Annotated in this window: 22 protein-coding genes and 1 pseudogene; 13 read left to right on the top strand and 10 right to left on the bottom strand. The window is 40.1% G+C overall.

Going from position 1 to position 21688, the window contains the following annotated elements; all coding sequences use genetic code 11:
- Positions 1-411 (top strand): hypothetical protein, encoded by a 411-nt coding sequence (locus tag F909_RS14395; RefSeq protein WP_005147227.1) that lies wholly within the window; start codon positions 1-3, stop codon positions 409-411.
- Between the two features lie 92 nt (positions 412-503).
- Here F909_RS14395 and F909_RS14390 read toward each other — a convergent pair whose 3' ends face one another.
- Together F909_RS14390 and F909_RS14385 are read right to left on the bottom strand one after the other, a co-directional pair.
- Positions 504-1859 (bottom strand): S8 family serine peptidase, encoded by a 1356-nt coding sequence (locus tag F909_RS14390; RefSeq protein ID WP_005147228.1) that lies wholly within the window; start codon positions 1857-1859, stop codon positions 504-506.
- Positions 1860-1935: 76 nt separating this feature from the next.
- Complete coding sequence (locus tag F909_RS14385; RefSeq protein WP_005147229.1) at positions 1936-2247, bottom strand: hypothetical protein; 312 nt, start codon at positions 2245-2247, stop codon at positions 1936-1938.
- 617 nt (positions 2248-2864) lie between these two features.
- Here F909_RS14385 and F909_RS14380 point away from each other — a divergent pair.
- Complete coding sequence (locus tag F909_RS14380; RefSeq protein WP_005147230.1) at positions 2865-3479, top strand: hypothetical protein; 615 nt, start codon at positions 2865-2867, stop codon at positions 3477-3479.
- A 306-nt stretch (positions 3480-3785) separates the two neighbouring features.
- Here the strand turns inward: F909_RS14380 and F909_RS14375 are convergent, their stop codons facing one another.
- From F909_RS14375 to F909_RS14365, 3 genes are all read right to left on the bottom strand, one after another.
- Positions 3786-5138 (bottom strand): S8 family serine peptidase, encoded by a 1353-nt coding sequence (locus F909_RS14375; RefSeq protein ID WP_005147231.1) that lies wholly within the window; start codon positions 5136-5138, stop codon positions 3786-3788.
- 90 nt (positions 5139-5228) lie between these two features.
- On the bottom strand, positions 5229-5525 hold the full coding sequence (locus F909_RS14370; RefSeq protein ID WP_005147232.1) for a hypothetical protein: 297 nt from the start codon (positions 5523-5525) through the stop codon (positions 5229-5231).
- A 574-nt stretch (positions 5526-6099) separates the two neighbouring features.
- Positions 6100-7371, bottom strand: a complete 1272-nt coding sequence (locus F909_RS14365) for a hypothetical protein (protein ID WP_005147233.1) — start codon at positions 7369-7371, stop codon at positions 6100-6102.
- 121 nt (positions 7372-7492) lie between these two features.
- Here F909_RS14365 and F909_RS14360 point away from each other — a divergent pair, with 121 nt between their 5' ends.
- Entirely contained in the window at positions 7493-8272 is a 780-nt protein-coding gene (locus F909_RS14360) for a class I SAM-dependent methyltransferase (protein ID WP_005147234.1), read from the top strand.
- An 18-nt stretch (positions 8273-8290) separates the two neighbouring features.
- A complete protein-coding gene (locus F909_RS14355; RefSeq protein WP_005147235.1) occupies positions 8291-8863 on the top strand; it encodes a hypothetical protein in 573 nt (190 codons plus the stop codon).
- Positions 8864-8923: 60 nt separating this feature from the next.
- Here the strand turns inward: F909_RS14355 and F909_RS14350 are convergent, their stop codons facing one another.
- Positions 8924-9487: a hypothetical protein gene (locus tag F909_RS14350; protein WP_005147237.1), complete on the bottom strand. Its 564-nt coding sequence runs from the start codon at positions 9485-9487 to the stop codon at positions 8924-8926.
- 169 nt (positions 9488-9656) lie between these two features.
- Here F909_RS14350 and F909_RS14345 point away from each other — a divergent pair, with 169 nt between their 5' ends.
- The gene (locus F909_RS14345; protein ID WP_005147239.1) at positions 9657-10292 is read left to right on the top strand and encodes a class I SAM-dependent methyltransferase; all 636 of its coding nucleotides are present in this window, start codon (positions 9657-9659) and stop codon (positions 10290-10292) included.
- Here the strand turns inward: F909_RS14345 and F909_RS14340 are convergent.
- Positions 10286-10756, bottom strand: coding sequence for a Holliday junction resolvase-like protein (locus tag F909_RS14340; RefSeq protein ID WP_005147241.1), 471 nt, complete (start codon positions 10754-10756; stop codon positions 10286-10288). The genes F909_RS14345 and F909_RS14340 overlap by 7 nt on opposite strands.
- A 131-nt stretch (positions 10757-10887) precedes the next feature.
- On the opposite strand from F909_RS14340, the gene F909_RS14335 reads away from it, so the two are divergent.
- From F909_RS14335 to yccS, 4 genes are all read left to right on the top strand, one after another.
- On the top strand, positions 10888-11532 hold the full coding sequence (locus F909_RS14335; protein WP_005147243.1) for a ParA family protein: 645 nt from the start codon (positions 10888-10890) through the stop codon (positions 11530-11532).
- A 123-nt stretch (positions 11533-11655) separates the two neighbouring features.
- A complete protein-coding gene (locus F909_RS14330; RefSeq protein WP_005147245.1) occupies positions 11656-12750 on the top strand; it encodes an AI-2E family transporter in 1095 nt (364 codons plus the stop codon).
- A 108-nt stretch (positions 12751-12858) separates the two neighbouring features.
- Positions 12859-13440 (top strand): superoxide dismutase family protein, encoded by a 582-nt coding sequence (sodC, locus tag F909_RS14325; protein WP_005147247.1) that lies wholly within the window; start codon positions 12859-12861, stop codon positions 13438-13440.
- A 258-nt stretch (positions 13441-13698) separates the two neighbouring features.
- Entirely contained in the window at positions 13699-15849 is a 2151-nt protein-coding gene (yccS, locus tag F909_RS14320) for a YccS family putative transporter (protein WP_032877772.1), read from the top strand.
- A 20-nt stretch (positions 15850-15869) separates the two neighbouring features.
- On the opposite strand, the gene F909_RS14315 is transcribed toward yccS, so the two are convergent.
- Together F909_RS14315 and F909_RS14310 are read right to left on the bottom strand one after the other, a co-directional pair.
- A complete protein-coding gene (locus F909_RS14315; protein ID WP_416202064.1) occupies positions 15870-17105 on the bottom strand; it encodes a chloramphenicol efflux MFS transporter CraA in 1236 nt (411 codons plus the stop codon).
- Between the two features lie 356 nt (positions 17106-17461).
- Positions 17462-17833 carry a hypothetical protein gene (locus F909_RS14310; protein ID WP_005147254.1) on the bottom strand — a complete coding sequence of 124 codons (372 nt, stop codon included), beginning with the start codon at positions 17831-17833 and terminating at the stop codon, positions 17462-17464.
- Between the two features lie 181 nt (positions 17834-18014).
- Here F909_RS14310 and F909_RS14305 point away from each other — a divergent pair, with 181 nt between their 5' ends.
- The 3 genes from F909_RS14305 (at position 18015) to F909_RS14295 (ending at position 19918) form a co-directional block, all read left to right on the top strand.
- Positions 18015-18890: a DUF4349 domain-containing protein gene (locus F909_RS14305; protein WP_005147260.1), complete on the top strand. Its 876-nt coding sequence runs from the start codon at positions 18015-18017 to the stop codon at positions 18888-18890.
- A 112-nt stretch (positions 18891-19002) separates the two neighbouring features.
- Positions 19003-19590: an NAD(P)H-dependent oxidoreductase gene (locus F909_RS14300; protein ID WP_005147262.1), complete on the top strand. Its 588-nt coding sequence runs from the start codon at positions 19003-19005 to the stop codon at positions 19588-19590.
- A gap of 13 nt (positions 19591-19603) precedes the next feature.
- The gene (locus F909_RS14295; protein ID WP_005147264.1) at positions 19604-19918 is read left to right on the top strand and encodes a putative quinol monooxygenase; all 315 of its coding nucleotides are present in this window, start codon (positions 19604-19606) and stop codon (positions 19916-19918) included.
- A gap of 75 nt (positions 19919-19993) precedes the next feature.
- On the opposite strand, the pseudogene F909_RS0120180 reads toward F909_RS14295, so the two are convergent.
- Positions 19994-20759 (bottom strand): annotated as a pseudogene (locus F909_RS0120180) (DNA polymerase beta superfamily protein).
- Between the two features lie 130 nt (positions 20760-20889).
- Between F909_RS0120180 and F909_RS14290 the strand changes: the two are divergent.
- Positions 20890-21678 (top strand): hypothetical protein, encoded by a 789-nt coding sequence (locus tag F909_RS14290; RefSeq protein WP_005147271.1) that lies wholly within the window; start codon positions 20890-20892, stop codon positions 21676-21678.
- Positions 21679-21688: the final 10 nt, after the last annotated feature.

Consider the following 21688-nt stretch of genomic DNA (forward strand, 5'->3'; position numbering starts at 1 on the left):
ATGACGCAACGCACTTTCAAAATAATTCTTCTTTCCTGCATCAGTGCAATCAGTTTTACTGCTTGCTCAGCACTTTCTACACAGAACAATGGCGCACAAACATTACAGCAAGTGAAAAATATTGGTGCCACACCATCCACTGAAGGTAATCTTGCAAAACTGATCAAACAGGAAAATCACTGCAACATCGAATTTACTGGATATTTTGATGGTGGTCAGGCGATTGAACATTGGATCTTTAACCAAAATGGTTTAATTTCAGCAAGCTCGACCACCCAGCACTATAAAGATAAAACGCTTGCTCAACCAACAACCGCAACCGCTTTTGATGTGCAAGATGCGACGGTTCAAGCCAATTTTCACAAACTACAAAGTAACTTTAGTACGGATAAGCTAGCACAATGTCATTAAGTCGATAAAAAACTCGTTGCATCTATCTCTAGCTGCAACGAGTCATGGCTTTTAAACTATTTTTGGATCGATCTTTACACTATAAAATAATCTTAATTCGAACTGAGTCCGCTGGTTGCAGACAGTAAATCAATACGTGGGAACACCAGACCTGTACGCGTATCAGTAATCGGCTTACCTGTCACTCTCAAACGATTTACGGTTTGATCGATGGTCTCTGATGGTGTCACGCCATTGGCACGCAACAATGCGATTGCTCCTGCCACATGCGGTGCTGCTTGTGAAGTCCCACCTTGAGTTTCACCACCTGCTGTAATCATGGCACCAGGTGCAAGTAAAGTGACGAGCGAACCACCATTACTGAAACATGTCACTTTATCGGCAGCTGTAGTTGGATCAGAACATTTCAACGGATTGCCCCAAGATACACCACCAATATTACTATCATACACCGCGCCTACTCGTACCGCACCTTTCACACATGCAGGCGAAGAAATCCCATCCGCGAAGGCATCATTACCCGAAGCCACTACAGGTACAACACCTGCTGCACGCGCATTGGCAAAAGCAGTACTATAACTACTGTTGCTACATTCAGATGTGTATTTCACTCCAGATACACCCAAGCTTAAATTAATCGCTTTAATGTTATAGGTTTGCGCATTATTTACGGCCCAGTTAATGCCTGCCAAAATATCACTGTCGTAGGCAGTACTTGCCCATTGCCCTTGTGATCGGACTTTTCTAAATGCATCAATCCCAATAATTTTGGTTTTAGATGCAACTTTGGCAACAATCCCAGAAACATTACTGCCATGGCCATCATCATCCAAGCTATTGTCATCTGGGGCGCTATCAAAGGCATAAACCACGCGACAGGTCGACGCTGGGGTATTAACCGCAGTACAGCTAAAGTCAGCATGTTTATAATTCACTCCAGTATCAATCACCACTACACTCGTCCCCTCACCTGTAAAGCCATTTGTGACTGCTTGAGGTTGATTAATTAAAGGTAGACTTTCCATTGTGGTGGCAACATTCTTACGGTTTGGATAAACACCCTTTACAGTCGGATCATTTAAAACCTGCGCTAAGGTTTCACGATTGTGAATACGATATAAGCCCAGAGGCAAACCATTAAACTCACGCAAGGTTTGAAAACCTGCTGCTTTGGCAAATTTATTTTTGAACTGACTTTTACCATCTGCAATCAGGCTACGCTTTTCCCGCCCAAAAGCAGTGCTGGTTGCACTGGTATCGTACTCAATCAATAAATCATTGGAATCATTGTCGACTAAGGCATCCACATTAATTTTGCCATTCGACACTTTATTTAATGCTGCGGTGCTGAGTCGTTGTTTAAGTTGGACAGCATCAAGTGCTGCGGCAGAGGTTGTGGTGGTATAAAAAGCACATAAGCTTATAAGTAATAAGGTTTTATTGTTCACTATTGATCTCCATCGTTCTTGGATAAAGAACGGTTCTTAATATCTGTTTTTCTTGGATAAAAGAAACCCAGACGATTTAAAGTTTTTTAATTTCATTGGCTGGATCATTTTCAGGATCAATCGGTTGTATCGAAGGATCACTTTTCGTGTCATAAAATTGGGTATCTTTTTGAGTTGTTTCCAATTTTTTCAACATATGTGATGTGGTATGTTCGGTCGTGTTTACCTCCTGTTTGATTAAAACGGTTGGAATCTTCCCTGAATGATCAGGGCTGATCTGATAAATTGCGGTATCATCCGTTGAACTGGTCGGTTCGGTAGGTTCAAAGTAGAAAACCACCAAGCCCAGTACAATCAATACAATTAAAAATGCTGCAATCTGCTTCATTCATATTCTCCAGCGCTTTATTTACTGGCCATTACTTGGTTTTCAATTCTTTTTCTATAAATAATGCGAATAAAATTTAATATTCACTTTATATTTCACATTTATTTTTAAATAAAATACGATATAAATCGTGGGTTTATCTAAAAGATATCATGGCATCATGGTGTTTAATTCTGTGCTTCCTGTAGCGGAATTTGTAGTTACAGGAAACGCCCTGAAAAGCATGAAATTAATAAAAAACTGCAATCACAATTTCACATAGTTATACCAAGCAATAAAAATGCCATTATTTTGATCTTTTTTGAATCGGTTAAAAGCTATTTATTTATTCATAATTTTCATATTCACTCTGTTAAAACATAACCAGATCATGAGCAATTTTCAGCTTAAAACCTGACTAAAGCTGATAATTTACATATACCTATATAATAAAAAAGAGATCATTTTCACGTTCCAATACATGTAATCGACCTCCACAATTCCCTTCTAAAGTGTTTTTAAGCTGTAATCAGGTTGTAACGTTTTGATGAAATCCATAGATTTCTACTTTTTGCTCGCTATGATGCAATTGCGTTGATGAAGTACCCCAATACGGTACATCGCTTAAGGAAATCGCAATGAAAAAAATGATCAAAACAGCTATCGTGACAACAAGTATCCTCGCTTCTGCTTCAGTTTTTGCACAGAACGTTGGGGCAAATGCCAGCGGCTCAGCTCAAGTCAATGTACAACCGAGCGGCCTGATAAAAGGCGTAACGGGTGCAGTGAAAGGCACAGCGCAAGGTGTGGGTCAAGTGGCTCAAGGTGTGGGTCATACTGCACATAATGTCGGTCATGCTGCGGTCAACACAGGTGTTGCAGCCACTCATCAAACAGTAACTACCGCAACGAATGTAGGTTCACACGTTGTTAGTAAAACAGGTGAAGTCGTAAAAAATACCAAAGACTATGCTGTAGACAAGGCAGTTGATGGTAAGGAATTCGCTGCGGATACCAGCGCAAATGTAAAACAGCGTATAGCAGATAAACAAGCAACTTCAAAATCTAAATCATTGAATTTAGAAGCACAAACCAATGCCAAAGCACAATTGAATGGCAAAACAACTGCAGTTAATGCAAAAACAGGTTTGAATGCTGATAAAAAGAACCTGCAAACAGGTGCGAATGTCGGTGTTAAAGTGTTAGGTGTGAATGCAAACGTTAATACCAATGCAAAAATTGGTGCGAATTAATCCTCTTTAAAATAAAAAAAGCCCTTTGAAAATTCAAAGGGCTTTTTTATTGTGATTGCAAGATGCAGCAGTGTTGTCGTTGGGTATTCAAGAATCTTGATAAAGCCTCATTATACGTAGCTATAAGGCTTCCAATACAATGATCATATACCTTCAAGCCAATTTTCAGAAACTACAGAGTAAATTCAGTCTGAATAATTTAGCCCAGTGTGATTAAGCCTATAAAAACTCGTTGTATCTATCTCGAATTACAACGAGCCATGGCTTTAAACTATGTTGGATCGACCTTTAAACTATAAAATAAGCTTAATTCGCATTTAGACCGCTGGTTGCCGCGAGTAAATCGATACGTGGGAACACTAAACCAGTTCGTGTATCTGTAATTGGCTTACCTGTCACTCTCAAACGATTTATGGTTTGATCGATTGTCTCTGATGGTGTCACACCATTGGCACGTAATACGGCAATTGCACCCGCCACATGCGGTGTCGCTTGAGACGTTCCGCCCATAGTATAACCACCAGCAGTAATCATTGCGCCTGGTGCCAACAACGTAACCAACGAACCACCATTACTAAAGCATGTGATTTTATCGGCTGCTGTGGTTGGATCAGAACATTTCACAGGATTCCCCCATGTCCATCCTCCAACATTGCTATCATATACTGCACCAACACGTACCGCACCTTTCACACATGCAGGCGAAGTAACTCCATCTGCAAATGCATCATTCCCTGTGGCAACTACAGGTACAACACCTGCTGCACGCGCATTGGCAAAAGCCGTGCTATAACTGCTATTTTGACACTCAGATATGTACTTGACGCCATATACGGAAAGACTCAGGTTAACTGCTTTAATGTTATAGGCTCTAGCATTGTTTACAGTCCAATTCAATCCAGCCAAAATATCACTATCATAGGCAGTTACTCCCGCTTGCCCATTAACAGATACATTTCGAAATACGTCAATCCCAATAATTTTGGTTTTAGATGCAACTTTAGCAATCACTCCTGCAACATTACTACCATGACCATTATCATCTCGGCTATTATCATTCGGCGCAACATCAAACGAAAGAACGACTCGGCAAGTTGATTCAGGTCTATTTATTGCAGTACAACCAAAATCAGCATATGTATAGTCTACACCCGTATCAATCACCACCACACTCGTCCCCTCACCCGTAAAGCCATTTGTGACCGCTTGAGGTTGATTAATTAAAGGTAGACTTTCCATTGTGGTGGGAACATTCTTACGGTTTGGATAAACCCCCTTTACAGTCGGATCATTTAAAACCTGCGCTAAGGTTTCACGATTGTGAATACGATATAAGCCCAGAGGCAAACCATTAAACTCACGCAAGGTTTGAAAACCTGCTGCTTTGGCAAATTTATTTTTGAACTGACTTTTACCATCTGCAATCAGGCTACGCTTTTCCCGCCCCAAAGCAGTGCTGGTTGCACTGCTATCGTATTCAATCAGTAAATCATTGGAATCATTGTCGACCAAGGCATCCACATTGATTTTGCCATTCGACACTTTATTTAATGCTGCGGTGCTGAGTCGTTGTTTAAGTTGGACAGCATCAAGTGCTGCTGAGGTTGTAGTGGTATAAAAAGCACATAAGCTTATAAGTAATAAGGTTTTATTGTTCACTATTGATCTCCATCATTCTTGGGTAAAGAACTGTTTTATTACTTGTTCTTTCTTGGATAAAACAATCTAGATGATTTAAGGTTTTTGGATTTAATTGGCTGGATCATTTTCAGGATCGATTGGTTGTATCGAAGGATCGCTCTTCGTATCATAAAATTGAGGATCTTCTTGTGTGCTCTTAAATTCGTTCAACTTATGCGAATTTGTCTGTTCTGTTGTTACAGTCTCCTCTTTATGTGACGTGATTGGAAAGATGTCTGAATGCTTAGAATTAATCTGAGCGTTTCCTGCATCATCTTTTACAGGTGTCTGCTGTGATGGCTTCAGATAGAAAACCACTAAACCTAGTGCAATCAGTACAATTAAAAATGCTGCGACTTGTTTCATTCATATTCTCCCTTTCTCTATTTATTGATCACAGCGTGGTTCACATTTCTTTTTCTATAAAGCCATGTGAATAAGTTTTAATATTCACTTTATATTTCACATATATTTTTAATAAAGTACGATTTCCATCCCATACTTAAACAATGCAGTACTGTTTTTTATTTGCCTAAATAATTGAAAAAGCAATGAATACTTGCAAGATATACTTCAAAAAGTCACCATGAAAACGCAATCATTTTTTATAACAATACCAAACAGTACCGTAGAATGAGTTTAATCTTTTTCCAATCAACTTAACACTGTTAAGATATTCTAATTTTTTATGTTTATAAAACTAAATTATAACTTGATCGAAATGATTCAATTAACTTAAATAAAACAAAAGCTTAAGTTTTTATTTTAAAATTGATCATCCCAAGACTACATTCACACAAAGCGTATGTATAATTTCGCTCAGTCGTCGTGAATGCAAACGTCAATACCAATACCAAAATTGGTGCGAATTAACGTTCTATAAAATATAAAAAAAGCCCTTTGAACACTCAAAGGGCTTTTTTTAGTGTGATTGCAAGATTCAGCAGAGTTGTAGCTTGGTCTGCTCGTCTGCGTTGTTCTCAATAAATTGGGTAAAACCAGATGCATCACAGCTTAAAGTCAGTTGCTTATAGCTCAGACTATAAAAATCGGCATAGTGTTTAAACACCAGTGGGGATTGATCAAGTGCAAAGGGATCCCCATCTTTGACCAATTTATGAATCCCACGATCATTCATGCTGAGAAAATAATATTCGTCATTCAATGTTAGTTTGACCAACGCATTTGCCGTGAGATTTAAGGGCAATAAATACGCTTGGTTTGCTGCAATGATTTCCGCCGTATAACTTTCCAGTTTCAAGCTGGCTAAATTAAATACCACAAAGTGATTTTGTGCTGTCACCACATTGGCTGGCAATGCTGCTGCATGTTGAACAAAGTGCAGATGTACCCCAAGCTTATGTAAATTTTGCTCCGTACCCTGCTTTAAATTAAACAGTTGCTGTACCAGTTTCTGTTTGAGAACAGCATCAAAATAACGCTCATCTAAGGCGATCTCGTTCTGTTCCAGAATTTTGAGCAAAGCCTGATTATGCCGAGGTAATAAAGCATCCAACACATGGCGATAATAGAACTTGCTTTGCTTTTTAACCTCTCGAACCCGCTTATAGAAATAAGTGATTTCAAATGGCTCAACCACAAAATCATTCAACAGCTGGGAACTTGCTAAAACAGACAGTGCTTCATGACCCGTAAATGGCAAATGAATGACGTGCATTTTAGGCAATAAAGGCTGGATCTTTAAGAAATGCTCTTTATCTTCCGCATAGTACGGATCATAGACAATGATGTACTCACGCGATGAATCGACTTCATCTGCCTGAATCTGCATGTCTTGATGGATAGATGCATCAAAAAATTCAGCATAACGGCGATCCTGTACCACATCAGGATCAATTGAATACTGAGGTACAAAAGCCACAATTTTCTGCATATTCAATAAATTTGAATATTTGATCGCAGCGTAGCCCCCCATAGAGCCACCATAGCCAACAATCCCTTTGAATTGTTCTAAAATTGGCTGAATCTGCTGCTGCATCAAGATCATGCTGCTTTTAGGAAACCATGATTTCTGTTTCGGCATTATACCGATCACATTGTATTGATATTTTATTAACGATTTTTCAGCATTGATTGACATGCCTTTAGCGCGACTAATCAAATCGCCAAACGAAATCACTAAAGTGTCACTTGAACCTTTTAAAAAAATAACGCGAATATGCTCATCTTCAAATATTATTTGCTTATCCATGCTCACACTGAAAAGTTGATCCTAGGCCTGTAGCAAAAAGTCACCAAATGGTGGCTTTGCCAAACCATAATTGCGGAGTATCTTATTTTATAGAGATAAGACAGATTAAAAAGCGCAAAAAATGACACAATCCTTACATCCTACTGCACAGAAAGGCTTTAGTTTAGGGGCTGAACTCTACCAACAGGTTCGCCCTAGTTACCCGCAAGAAATAGCGGTTTGGCTGCAAGATCGACTCCAAATAGGTGAAAGTTCCACTGTTATTGACCTCGGTGCAGGGACTGGCAAATTCTTACCTTACCTGATTCAAACACAGGCAAAAGTGATCGCAGTCGAGCCTGTTACTGAAATGTTGCAACAACTACAGCAGACTTATCCCTCTGTTGAATGTTTACAAGCATCCAGCACACAACTTCCCTTAAAAGATGCATCAATTGATGCCATTCTCTGTGCTCAATCGTTCCACTGGTTTTCCAATATCGAAACGCTCAGTGAAATGCATCGCGTACTCAAGCCATCAGGTCATTTAGGGCTGATCTGGAATCAACGGGATACCAATATCGATTGGGTTAAAGCACTAGCCGATGAAATTGCACCTTTAGAAGGAGATACACCGCGTTATCATAGTGAACAATGGAAACAGGTGTTTGAGGAGCAAAGCTTATTTAAATTGGAAGGATTACAAACCTTTCAGCAAGCTCATCAAGGCAGCGTCGAACAAGTGGTGAGTAAACGCTTGCTGTCCACCAGTTTTATCGCCGCGATGCCATCAGCAGAGCAACAACAGTTAAAAGCAAAGTTTGAAAAAATTGTATTTGATTTTACGGGCTTAACTGCGCAAGATCAGATTAGCTTCCCCTATACCACTTTTGCCTACCATTTCCAGAAAATATCAAATTAATCTTGAACGAGTTGAGCTATGCCTAATCTTAAAATCACATTTGCCATTACCTGTGTACTCAGTTCAGCGCTGATGCTCAGTGCATGTAATAAAGACAAAGAACCTTCTGCCAATAAAGAGCAGCAAAGTAGTTCTTCTAGCAATGACGCGATTGGCCAGCTCAATCAAACACCAATCAAGCAGTTCCCTGCCACAGCTGATGATGGTCATGATATTGCGATTTTAGAAGATTATGACAAGCGCTTTACCGACATGAGCGATAGTATGGAAATTGAATTGGCCAAAATGAAAGAAGCCAATACGTTAACGCCTGAATTTGAACAGCAACGTCAAAAGGATAATGTGAAATCTGCACTTGCCATGCTCAAAGATTTGGAGTTAAAAACGGAACAAGGGCGTTATATTCAGGGCTTGCTCTACGATTATTGGGAACAGCAAGCCAAAGTTTTAGATCAAGGAAATGCATCGACTCAGACGCAAACGGATGCCAATAAACAAGTGAATCATCTGAGTGAATATTTGCATGCACAAAGCCAGTTACATCACTGGAAAAGTGCACAAGCACCTGAAACCAAAATGCAGGCTGAATAATTCACAGCTATAAAAAAAGAGGGTTTCTTACCCTCTTTTGTATTTAGATACGGTATTCCATTAAATATTCTGTTTCTCAATCCACTGAATCGAACTCACACGAAATAATTCACAGGCACCATCGCCAACACCACCTGGGGTCAGCGAAGATTTCCAAACCAGATCCTTGTCACGAATCTCAACCAGTTCACCTTTTAACTGCACCAAATCTCCACGCTTCACCTGCTTGATTTGCTTTGCAATTTCAGGATTGGCAGGAATAATGTGCATGTTGGACACCATTTTAATCGCTTGATCTGGTGGCACAGGTAATTTGGTCATTTTCCAATTCAGATAACGGTCATACTGGCGAACATCAATCGTCCGTGCAATCTCAGGTTCAGCAAAAAGACCTAAACTGACAGCATAGTCAATCGGAGAAAACTTAGCTTGTTCATCATCATGGTAGACTTTTGATCCGAGAATACGGAAGTTGCCATCAAAAGGCTTAAGGACTGAAATCGATTGATACTTCACAACTGGCGATAAACCATTGGCAATATTATATTCATCTCCACTAGCCGATGCATGTGTTTGCCCAATTGCAGCCACCATGCATAAACTCATCCATAGACGTTTCTTCATGGCTCAATCATCCTCAAAAATAATGAAAAACTTAGAAATACCTTTCTCTTCATAGTATGCTTAGATGGTGAAAAAAAGTGCTTTATTTGGTAACAATCCAGCTCACTTTAGTCATATTTTTGTGGTGCCCTGCCATACCGTCCTTCTCTGAATCAATAAATGGAATTCTATGATTTACCAATTTTACCAACGTCATATCTTTCCTCATTTACTCAATCAGGTCATGCAAACTGCCAGCTTGATGGATCGACGTCGTGAATTACTGCTGCCGATTGAAGGTGAAGTTCTCGAAATCGGTTTTGGTACAGGGCTAAATATTCCGTTTTATGGCAATGTGGATTCAGTGTACGCCTTAGAGCCCAATTCAGATATTTATCAACTGGCGGTTGATCGTGTGCAACATGCTCCCTTTTACGTGAAACACGTACAATCGAGTGCAGAAAAACTCCCCTTTGCGGATGCCTCTCTAGATCACATTGTTTCAACATGGACCTTATGCAGTATTGCGCACTTAGACCAAGCACTGGCTGAAATACATCGGGTACTGAAGCCAACTGGAACCTTCCATCTGGTCGAGCATGTCAGACATCCAAACTCGACAAAAATACAATCATTGCAAACGCTGCTGACCCCGATTCAAAAACGCATTGCCGATGGTTGTCATCTGAACCGAGATATTGAACGCCAGCTCTTACAAGCCAAATTTAAATTCATCGAAAAAGAATATTTTGATGCAGAAGGTATTCCGATGCTTGCACAGACCATGCTGTTGGCACGTGTGCAAAAATTAGATATTGCTCATTGAGCATCAAAATCAATTCGTAAAGTTTCAAAACGGATACGCCCTTCTGTTACCGCTTGAGCAATGGCCTGCTGTCCTTTACTTAAACGTGCGCCACCACTTTTAATATCGAGCAAAATCACTTCAATATCTTCGGCTGTGCCATCACCATCGCGAAAGTCGGTATAACCATCAAAAATAACGTAGTCGACAGGATCACCCAGAAACTTAGCATCGCTAGGTAAATAACGAAACTCTGGCAGAATCGGTGCAAACTGCTCTGCCATTTTTCCTTTTAATACTGCACGGCTGGTATTGACACTACGTTTCTGCGCATCAAGCAAAGCCTGCTTATGTTCTAACTCTAGTTCAGCGATATATTTTTCATACTCTGCCTGAATCCGACCATTACGTGTGCTGGATAAAATAATCGTGGTGATGACGACACCAATACAGCCACCAATCAGCATTGCAAGCCAAACCGACATATCAACCTTCCTTTTCTTTGCTGCCGCTATTTAACTGCAACATTAAACTTTTGTCATGTGTAACACACTCGACGCAAAAAGATGCTAAGGTATGAATGAATATGAGTGCATAGTTAAATAAATCTAATTTCATGAAGACAATATTAATCGCAAATCAAAAAGGTGGCTGTGGCAAGACCATGACAGCTATCACACTCGCTGCCGCATTATCACAAAAAGGCTATAAGGTCGCGCTGGCAGATGCTGACAACCAAAAATCGTCTTTGCAATGGTTAAAGCAACGTCCTGAAACAGTCACAGGTATTCAAAGTCTGGATTGGCGACATGAAAAATCAATCGGTGAAGCGCCAAAGAATTTAGATTATTTAATTATCGATGCGCCTGGTGCACTTTCAGGTGAACATGCAGAGCAACTGATCAGTGAAGCACATGCGATTGTGACTCCATTACAGCCCTCTTTCTTTGATATCGACAGTACTCGTCGCTTCTTAAAACATTTACAAGACATTAAGCGTATTCGTAAAGGCAAAGTGCAAATCCTACTAATTGCTAATCGAGTCAAACCAAACAGTGCCAGCTCTAAAGATATTCAGGACTTCTTTGGTAAGATTGAACAAGATCCTGTGGCATGGATTTCCGAACGTAGTGCCTACGGTACATTGGCAATGCAAGGGCTCAGTGTTTTTGATAAAACCCAGAAAAACTTTGTTAGTATCCAAAGCCAATGGCAGCCGGTATTAAATCAATTGGTCGATGATCCAAGCGAGTGGTTCTAAGGCTTTGCAAAGAAACGTAATCTTTTGATATCAAATCTTAAAACTGGGAAATGAAAATTTCCCTCGCCTACTTTTTCAGTTAAGATGGTTTTATTCAATTTCTAGCACTTGAGAAATACTATCGTGCAACAATACGCTCCCATATTACAACGCGTTTTGCTGTTTGGGCTGTTCTTTGTCCTGCTCTTTTTGGGATTTAGTATTCTCAAATACTTTATTGTCCCTGTTCTTTGGGCCGCAATTATTGCCTATATGACTTGGCCCTTATATCTATGGGTACAGCGTCGTTTCTTTGGTGAAAATAGACCTACACTCAATGCCACACTGATGATTAGCTTGGTCATTATCGTGATTGGTGTGCCATTTATCTGTGCAATCTTCATGTTACAACTTGAAGGTCGTAATTTATATTTTAATTTACAGCGACAACTGTTTTCAGGTCATGTTCAAGTTCCTGAATTTATCAAAAATCTACCAATTATTGGCAAAGACATCAGTCGTACTGTCAATGAACTAAGTAGTGATCCCAACAGTATTACCAAAAATATTGCCGAATGGATTCAAAGCCATCTGAGTTATGGTCGTTTTGTGTTAAGTGAGATTAGCCGTAACTTGGTCAAACTCACATTTGCACTGATGACTTTGTTCTTCTTCTACCGTGACGGGCAAATGATCTTGGCACAAGTCAGCCGTGCCTTGGAAATGGTGATTGGTCCACGCGTGCATCATTATCTGGATACCATCTCTGAAACAACACGTGCTGTAGTTTATGGGGTCGGTTTAACCGCGGTTGCACAAGCCCTATTAGCGGGCCTCAGCTATTTTGTTGCAGGCGTACCAAATCCAATGCTGTTGACCATGGTCACCTTTATCTTGGCGCTGATCCCTTTTGGAACACCTGTTTCATATCTTGGGGTAGGCTTGTGGTTATTTGCTCAAGGTCAGACCATGGAAGCCATTGGTGTTGTCGTTTGGGGTGTACTCATCGTGAGCAGCTCAGATAATGTCATTCGACCACTGGTGATTTCAGGCGCGACCCAAATTCCATTCATTTTGATTATGTTTGGGGTATTAGGGGGTATCGCCAGCTTTGGTTTGGTTGGCCTGTTTATTGGTCCAGTGATTTTAGCTATCTTATTGGCGATCTGGCGTGAATGGCTGCATGAAAATGTCGATGAGCCTGTTGCGGCTCTGGAAGCTCCTCCCGAGAGTAAATAGGTTTATTTTGTTTAATTTTTTGTCATGAATTAATTAATGTTGCTTGCGAGATATCACTTACTTTGTTTGAATCATCAAATAAAGATAATTTATAAGGATATCTTCGCAATGACTTTGATGCTTCAAAAAATGTCTCTGTTGGGCTGTTTAAGTTTAAGTATTGCAGCCTGCTCATCAGTTACTTTAGATAACAATGCTGCAAAAATTCAAACGCAGGCCACTACGGCTGCTCAAAAACAGCTAATCCAAGTGTATCAAGTTGATGCCAAAGGCATTGGTGCTTCAATTGGAACTGTTGCTTTTCAACAAACACCAAAAGGTTTATTAATCACTCCTGCACTTTGGAAACTTTCTCCAGGTGAACATGGCTTCCATATCCATGAAAATCCATCCTGTGAAGCTGCTTTAAAAGATGGAAAAATGGGGGCAGCACTGGCGGCAGGTAGCCATTTAAATCCCGAGAAGGTTGCCCATCATGGTACACCAGAAACTGGACATTTAGGTGACCTTCCCGTGTTGGTGGTCAATGATAAAGGTTTTGCGACCACCCCTGTAATTGCACCACGTTTAAAGCTAGCTGATATTCAAAATCGTGCCATCATGATTCACGTGGGTGGTGACAACTATTCAGATACACCAAAACCTTTAGGTGGTGGTGGTGATCGTATCGCTTGCGGTGTAATTAAGTAATTTGAATACTGTGGGTATCTCTCAAGTTATCCACAGTTGCTCTGCGTTTAGTCATTTTCCATATGTTCTTTAATCACGTCATAACAAAATACAATTGAGCATGAATTTTGCATCTTATCTCTTATTTGAAAAATCAAGTATTTGAAAGATCATGCAAATATTTATGCTAAAAAACAGTGCCGCTTGTTGGCTAACAATGCTTTCCTTTGGGAAATTTATTTGTATGATGAACCCAGAACATTTCAAAGAATAAGAATTGTGAAAAATTTATCCCTCCTGTTCAATCGCTTTCGCTCCAACTCGATTGTTCTTTATTGCCTGCAAATCCTGATTGTGCTTTGTGGTACAACATTCGGTTTACATCAACTGGGTCTCGGGCAGTTAATCGTGCCTGTGACTTTAGGCGCAATTGCTGCGGCACTGACTGATTTTGATGATCGTCTCAGTATCCGTTTACGTAATCTGATTTATGTCTGCGTGCTATTTTTTACGGTCAGTACTATTTTAGAGTTTCTCGCCCCCTATAAATTTTGGTTCATTGTCTATCTCAGCCTTTCCAGTGCGGCATTGGTTCTTTTGGGCGCATTGGGGCAACGTTATGCAAGCATTTCCTTTGGGACGATTTTACTTTCGATCTATACCATGTTCGGTCTAGGCGAATATCCAGATTGGTATCAGCAACCGAGTTATTTTGTATTGGGAGCCTTGTGGTATGGGCTGACTTCGATCTTATTTTTTGTTATTCGACCAACCTTGCCTTTACAAGAAAAGATCTCAACTATTTTTCAGGATATTGCTGAATTACTACAAGCCAAATCACGTTTATTCGACCCAGATAATATTGATAATGTCGAAACACTTCTATTCGAACTTTCTCAAAAAAATAGCCAAGTGGTCAGTAGTCTGAATCAAGCCAAAAACTCCTTACTGACTCGCTTAAAAGCTTCTCGCATTAACAACACCAGTATTTATTGGCTGAACTTGTATTATTTTGCCCAAGACATGCATGAGCAAGTCTCATCTAGTTATCTGCATTATGAAAAAATTCATCAAAATTTTAGTCGCAGTGATTTAATTTTCCGTATTCAAAAAAATATGCAGCTACAAGCCGTGGCATGTCATGATTTAAGCCGAGCGATCTTACATCATCAGGTCTATCAGCCCCGTGAATCTGCGAGTAAAGCACTAGAGAATCTAGAGTCTTCGATGCATGACTGGGTGCAACAACATCCCAATAATCTTGAAGTTAAAAATCTGGAATTGATATTCAATAATTTAAAAAGTGTACATGAGCAATTTGCTCAACTACAACTCAACCAAAATATAGAACAGCTTTCACCGCAGCAACATCAAGACCACCTCAATTTGCTGGATGATGATATTCAGGGCATACAGGATCTGATTTTAAAAATTAAACAACAGCTCAGCCCTCAGTCTGCATTGTTTCGTCATGCTGTTCGTTTGGCGGTGATTTTTGCCATTGGATATGCCATTTCCTTGTTGCCCTTTGCCCAAAATGGCTATTGGATTTTACTCACCAGTTTATTTGTCTGTCAGATTACCTACTTTGCTACCAAGAGCCGTCTCAAACTCAGAACGATCGGCACTCTGCTCGGTGTGTTGTTAGGGATTCCAATTCTGTATTTTGTCCCGAGTATCGAGGGGCAACTGGTATTGACTGTGATTTGCGGGGTCTCGTTTTTCTATTTAAGACAAAAAAAATATGCACTTGCCACGGTCATGGCCACCTTAATGGTGTTATTGATTTTTAATTTAAAAGGTGCAGGCTTTAGTATTATTCTACCGCGAATTATTGACACTTTTATTGGCTGTGCGATTGCATGGTTGGCGGTCAATTTCATTTGGCCAGATTGGAATTTTCGTAACATTTCCAACAATATCAAGAAAAGTAATCAAGCCATGCTCGAGTATCTGCGCGTGGTGGTACAGCAATATCATCAAGGACGCAAACTTGATCTGGAGTATCGAACAACACGGCGTGCAGCACATAATGCACAAATCGAGCTCTCCAATATGATTTCCAGTCTGAGTACTGAACCTCAACCGAATCAAGAACTGATCCAATATGCCTTTCGTTATCTGGTTTATAGTCATAGCCAATTGAGCTATGTCTCAGGTTTGGGACATCAACGTGAAAAAATCGAAGATGACAAACTCCTCGCACTGCTGGATAAAATTGAACAACTACTCAAACAAAGTCTGGTCGAACAAGCACCTATTCAACAAAATCATCTGGAACATTTACTGACAGAAATTGAGGTATTCAATCGGCAAGAACAGGTTTCTAAACAGCATCCACTGTTGTTAAAACAAATGAGTCTACTGCTAGAAACTTTGACTGAATTGGTTTCGTTAAAAAATAAACTGCTCAGCTTAGACATTAAGTGAGCAGTCAATCGAGCCAAAAATTAATTCAACCCATCTTGCTGACGTGCCAGCATATGTTGTTTCAAGGCATGACGTGGCGAACTAAACCAAAATACAATCAAGACCAGACTGGCTAAAGCAAAAGCCCAAATATGGAAATGTGTATATAGCACACGAACCAATTCAATCACGACAAAATAACTCACCATCATCAACATCGATACGGCTGCTGCCACTGTTCCCTTGGAAACTTCTGAAGACATCAATGCAAAACGGTACATCACCGAGAAACTAATCCCCTCGCCCAAACTGATTAAAGTCATACCAATCAATAAACAAGGTACTAGATAAGCCTGCCAGATCACACCTAGCATCAAGAACAATGTCCCTAGCAACATAATCGGTAAACCAAACAAGATAGTTTTACCTAAAGGGAAACGATCAATGATTTTGATCAAGATGATATTGCCGGCAATGAGGCCAAAGAACACAGGAAACTGTGCCAAGCCATATTGCACACTGCTAAGCTTCAACTCATCCACCAGAATGATCGGCGATAAAGCAATCCATAGCATCAATGGCATACCCACCATAGGTAAGGCAATGCTTAAGCCCAAGAAACAACGGTTGCTCAATACCTTTTTAAAATCATCAAAAATATGACTAAAAGGTTGTTTTGGTTGTTTGCGGCTTTCTTGGGTAGCGGGCATAAATTTCTTTAAGCCAAACCAACTGATAAAAGACACCACAGCGATCGCGACAAAGCCCCAATGCCAAGAAACATAATCAATCAGGAAAGCACCAAGTACAGGACCCAACAACGGTGCAAGCAAAGAAATATTTGCCATCAATGCCATAACCTTAATGGCGTCACGTTCTTCAAAGGTTTCCTGAATGGCCGCATAACCAACCGCAGAAATGACACTGAGACCCATACCTTGCAGAAAACGCAAAGTCAGGAACTGTTCAATATTATGCGTCAGTAAAATCAGCAAACAGCAAAGCGTGAAAAATGCCACACCTGCCAAGAGCACTTTCTTACGCCCTACACGATCCGAAAGCGGTCCAAGTAGCCATGCGACACTGGCACCACCCAACAAATAAAATGACATTGACGACGGTGCCCACGTTGCACTGACCGCAAATTGTTCTGTAATCGACAGCATCGCTGGCTGAATCAAGTCATTACCAATATAAACTGAAAATTCGAATAGCACCAAAGCTAAAGGAAACATGAGCGTTATACGGTTTAACGTCATGTTCTGATTATTCGTCATCATGTTTTGTTCACAAAAATAACCAACTGGCGTGCCTCCCATTTTCAACGATAGAAAATAGGATCATCACCACAAGATTTTATGGTTTAAGATTTAAATTTTGATGTCATGCTGTGAGAAGGCATGTGATAAACGTGAAAACACCGTATTCACAAGGTGTATGAAGAAAAACGATTTATTACGTGAGCTTGGTAAATGTTTTACCTTTTGGCAAAAATTGCCACGCGCAACTTTAGCACTTTTTCAAAATGACCGCAATTTAAACAGGCTAAAAGGCAAAGATTGAGATGTGTATAAGCAAAAAGTTATCCACAATTTTGCTTATGTTTTCTCCAACCCTGCAATTGAATTGTCGATTATGGGCATAACTCAAATTGGAAACTTTGCGTATTATCACCTCTGGCACATTGGTAACTTTGTTTCTTGTTGACCACTTTCCAAACATCCTGATCACGTTTTAGTTGATATTCTGTGCGGACAGCAATGACTGAATCATCTAATTGCGCTTGCTCAACAGTCACCTGCGCATCAGTTGGATTTTCGGCACGATTAAATTGCTGATCTATTTTTAAATTGTTTTCTTCATGAAACAGATCGGGCTGATCCGATAAAATCGCGTGCATCACCGTACTCTTTTGCACTGCTGCCTGCTGCTGAGATTGTGTAATCGGCTGATTACACGCACTGAGTAATAATACGCAACTTAAGATCATTGCAACTTTATACATGTGTACCCTTCCCATCCATTTTAATCATTTATGCTACTATGCAAAACTAAGCTAGCACGCAACAAAATGTATGTGGCTTATCGTAAATTTGTTGTGCAGATCACCACGCTGTCAAACACAGCAGATGCTTAAAAAAATTGATTTTATAACACCAATACTCTTACTTTTTGGACATGCAGATATGTCAGATTTAGCAAAAAAATTAACGATTATTCTAATCCTCACTGGCACTGCCTTAGGCTGCTCGAAAAAAGAAGAAGGCCCTGCCAGTGATGCAGCGGTCGCGACCGAAAGTGCGGCAATGGACAGCACTGCTGTTCAAGAAAATGCCGTTCAAAATCCAGAACAACTGGTCAGCAATCAACAAAGTGCTTTAGAGCAAAACCGTCAATTGGTCAAAAGTGCACAACTGCAATTTGAAGTAAAAGATGTGTTAAAAACCACCTCCACGCTGGAACAACAGTTATTGCAATACAATGGTTATATCGAAGAAAAACAGATTAATTATCAAGTCAGTGACCGATCTGAACGTAACCGCATTGATGGCAGTGTCGATATTTATGAAAAGATCACACCTACCGTCCAGCTCACAGTACGTATCCCCAATGCGCAGGTAACTACGTTCTTAAATAATTTATTGCCTCTCATGCTGAACTTTAATACCCAGACCTATGAAGCCAAACGTTATGAATTAAAACTGCTCGAAGAAAAACTGAATACCGCCAATCAAAGTAACAGCGGATCAAATGCCGTTAACAATCACCTACAGCAACTGACCAATTTAGAAGTCAAAGATCGGTTGGCTTATAGCACCATTCGACTTGAGTTCTTCCAGCAGCCACAAGTCCGTAAAACCCATGATATCAACATCCATCGAATTGCGACATTGGACAGTGATCCACTACTCAGTCGAGTTTGGGAGGCCATTAAAATTGGACTATATGGCTTTAGAGAAACTCTCATTTGGCTCGTGATGCTATGGCCGCTGTATGTAGCGATTGTGATTTTATGGGGGCTTCGCCGTTGGTACAAAACTAAAAAGTCAAAAGCCGAATAACTCAATTATTGACTTTTTATCAATAGTATTTTGCTGATTTATGCATTTTTACTCATGAATAGATTTCCTAAAATACGTGCATATTTTTAGAGATTTATTCCTGAGTCCTCCCATGAGCAATATTTTAATTATTAATGGTGCCAAACAGTTTGAACACTCAAATGGCGAATTAAATGACACCCTGACCGAGTTTTCTCAAGCACATCTATCGACTGTAGGTCATCAGGTACAAGTGACGCGTACCGACAGTGACTATGACATTCAAGCCGAGATTGCTAAATATCTATGGGCAGATGTGGTGATCTATCAAATGCCAGGTTGGTGGATGGGTGCTCCATGGACCATGAAAAAGTATATCGATGATATCTTCACTATTGGTCATGGTTCACTTTATGCCAGCGACGGTCGTAGCCGTTCAGATGCATCTAAAAAGTATGGTTCGGGTGGTTTAATCCAAGGTAAAAAATACATGTTGTCTTTGACCTGGAATGCACCAATGGAAGCCTTTACCGATCCTGAGCAGTTCTTCCACGGCGTTGGTGTGGATGGTGTTTATTTACCTTTCCATAAAGCCAATCAATTCTTGGGTATGGACTCACTACCAACATTTATTGTGAATGATGTCATCAAGGCGCCGAATGTGCCAAGTTACCTTGAAGCCTACAAAGCACATTTAGATCAATTATTTGCAGCACATTAAGTGAGAAAATAATATGTTAACCATTATTGCTGAAATTTATACGCATGCAGGTGCGGAACATCGCCAAGCCGTTTTAGATGCCTTTGAAAAAATTATTCCAACCGTGCTTGCCGAAGAAGGCTGTCATGGCTATGAACCATTGATTGATCATCTTCCTGCGATAGAAATGCAAGCATCTGATGCCAGTAGCATTATCATGCTAGAGAAATGGCAAAGTACCGCTCATTTAGCAGCGCATATGCAAACTGCACATATGCAGCAGCACTTTGAAGCCACTAAAGAGCATGTTGCGGATGTAAAAATCCGCATTCTAAACAGCGGGATTTAACAGATAAAACCATTAACCTAAGTTCGACATATTGAATATTTAAGTCGAACTCAGGTAATGAGTAAACGAATCATATTATTGATAATAATGCTGTTTTAAATGACGGCTATAGTCTGTTAAATACGTTTCCAAACTGGCACGACGATCTGCCTTCTGCATAGACTTTTCCGCCAACTGCTCGATCTTATGTTCCAATAAATTAAGAATCGTGGCTTGTTCTGCTTCAGGCAGTTGTACCTTTTCTTTCTGCTGCTTTTTAATTTCCAGATAATCCTCTGCCCAATGCCGTAATGGATCAATCGCATTCACTTGCGCAAACAGATCGGTAATCAGTAATTCAGGCATCTGTTCTTGGGTTGCCAACTCAGCCGACATCAAACCACGAATCGAATAAAAGACTTTCTTATAGGTAAAGTTATCTGCGGTTTGCATCACTTTCATCCCACCTTTTGCCAGTGATAAATAGTGGTGATACAAGGCGCTATAGTCGATTCGCTCTAGCAATCCATCACGAAAACCCTGCCATTCAGGAAAGGCATTAAAATACACAATATGTGCTCTGACCCATTCCAAAACAGTGGGGTTACTTTTTGCCAATAGCCCAAACATTTTATCCAAGTCATAAGAAACAAAGTCAAAGTCTCCGTCCATGATCTCAATCAGATCACGATATTTTTTTATAATCAAAATATTGGTCTTTACTCGGTAAATGAAAGCCACGCACATCATAGTCACTGTCAGGACTGGCCATGCCCCATAAGCGACTGCCACTTTCAATATAAAATAATGGAATGTCTTGACGTTGTTGAAACAGTTTTTCGATTTCTTGATGGATGTTCATTGCTATAACTTCATTATTTAAAAATTTATACTTGCGAGAGACAATAATCTTTTTTACTGTACGCATTGATTTCGTAAAGATTATCAATTGATAAAACAATCTCCATTCAATATAACAAATAGGATCATGCATGCAACTGACTTATGCGGGACAGGTTTTTTTGGTGGTCGTTGCGATCTTGTGTGTCTGGTCATTTGTACTCACGAAATTTTGGCTGAAACGTTTAGCCAAAAATCGTGACAGCAGTAAGTTCGAATTTGCTTATTTATTTGTTGTGGTGTTTAGCATTAGTTCGTTATTTTTCCCTTTTACTTATTGGATCTCGCAAGCTGTATATGGTTTAGTAACCAAGCCGAGCTATGATGCAACCATCGTGAGCTATACTTCTGAGTGGGTCGACACTGAACGTACAGACTCTAATGGGCGTAAATATAAAACCCAAACACTCATGCACACCGCTCAAGTTCAATTCAAAGATGATCAGAACAGAACATTGCTCTTGGATAATTCAGTCCGTTCAGGTGATGTGCCTGTCGTCGGAGATCATATTCAAGTGGTTTATGAAGCAGGTGATCGTTCTGCACAAGAGAAGAGTTGGCGTACAGGGTTATTGTTTGCCGCTACTCTGTTTATGCTATTTATCATGGGCTATATCTTGGTCATGATTATTGCCTATGCTTTGAATCGAAACATGGAACCTTATAAAGACTTTGCCAATGTATTAATTTTTAGAATCACCCTCCCCCTTGGCACCATGGCGATGTTTGGGATGCTGTCTTATTCCGTTTTTGCTTATTTCTTTTTGGGCAATCCACAGAATCTACCTATCTGGGCTGTTGCGATTTGCAGCTTTTTTTCGCTCTGTCTTTTACCGTTGATTTATCATATTTTGACAGGTTGGAAAGCGTATAGAAGGTAATGTGATTCCT

Source organism: Acinetobacter sp. ANC 3929 (assembly GCF_000369405.1).
In the GTDB taxonomy this organism is placed as follows: domain Bacteria; phylum Pseudomonadota; class Gammaproteobacteria; order Pseudomonadales; family Moraxellaceae; genus Acinetobacter.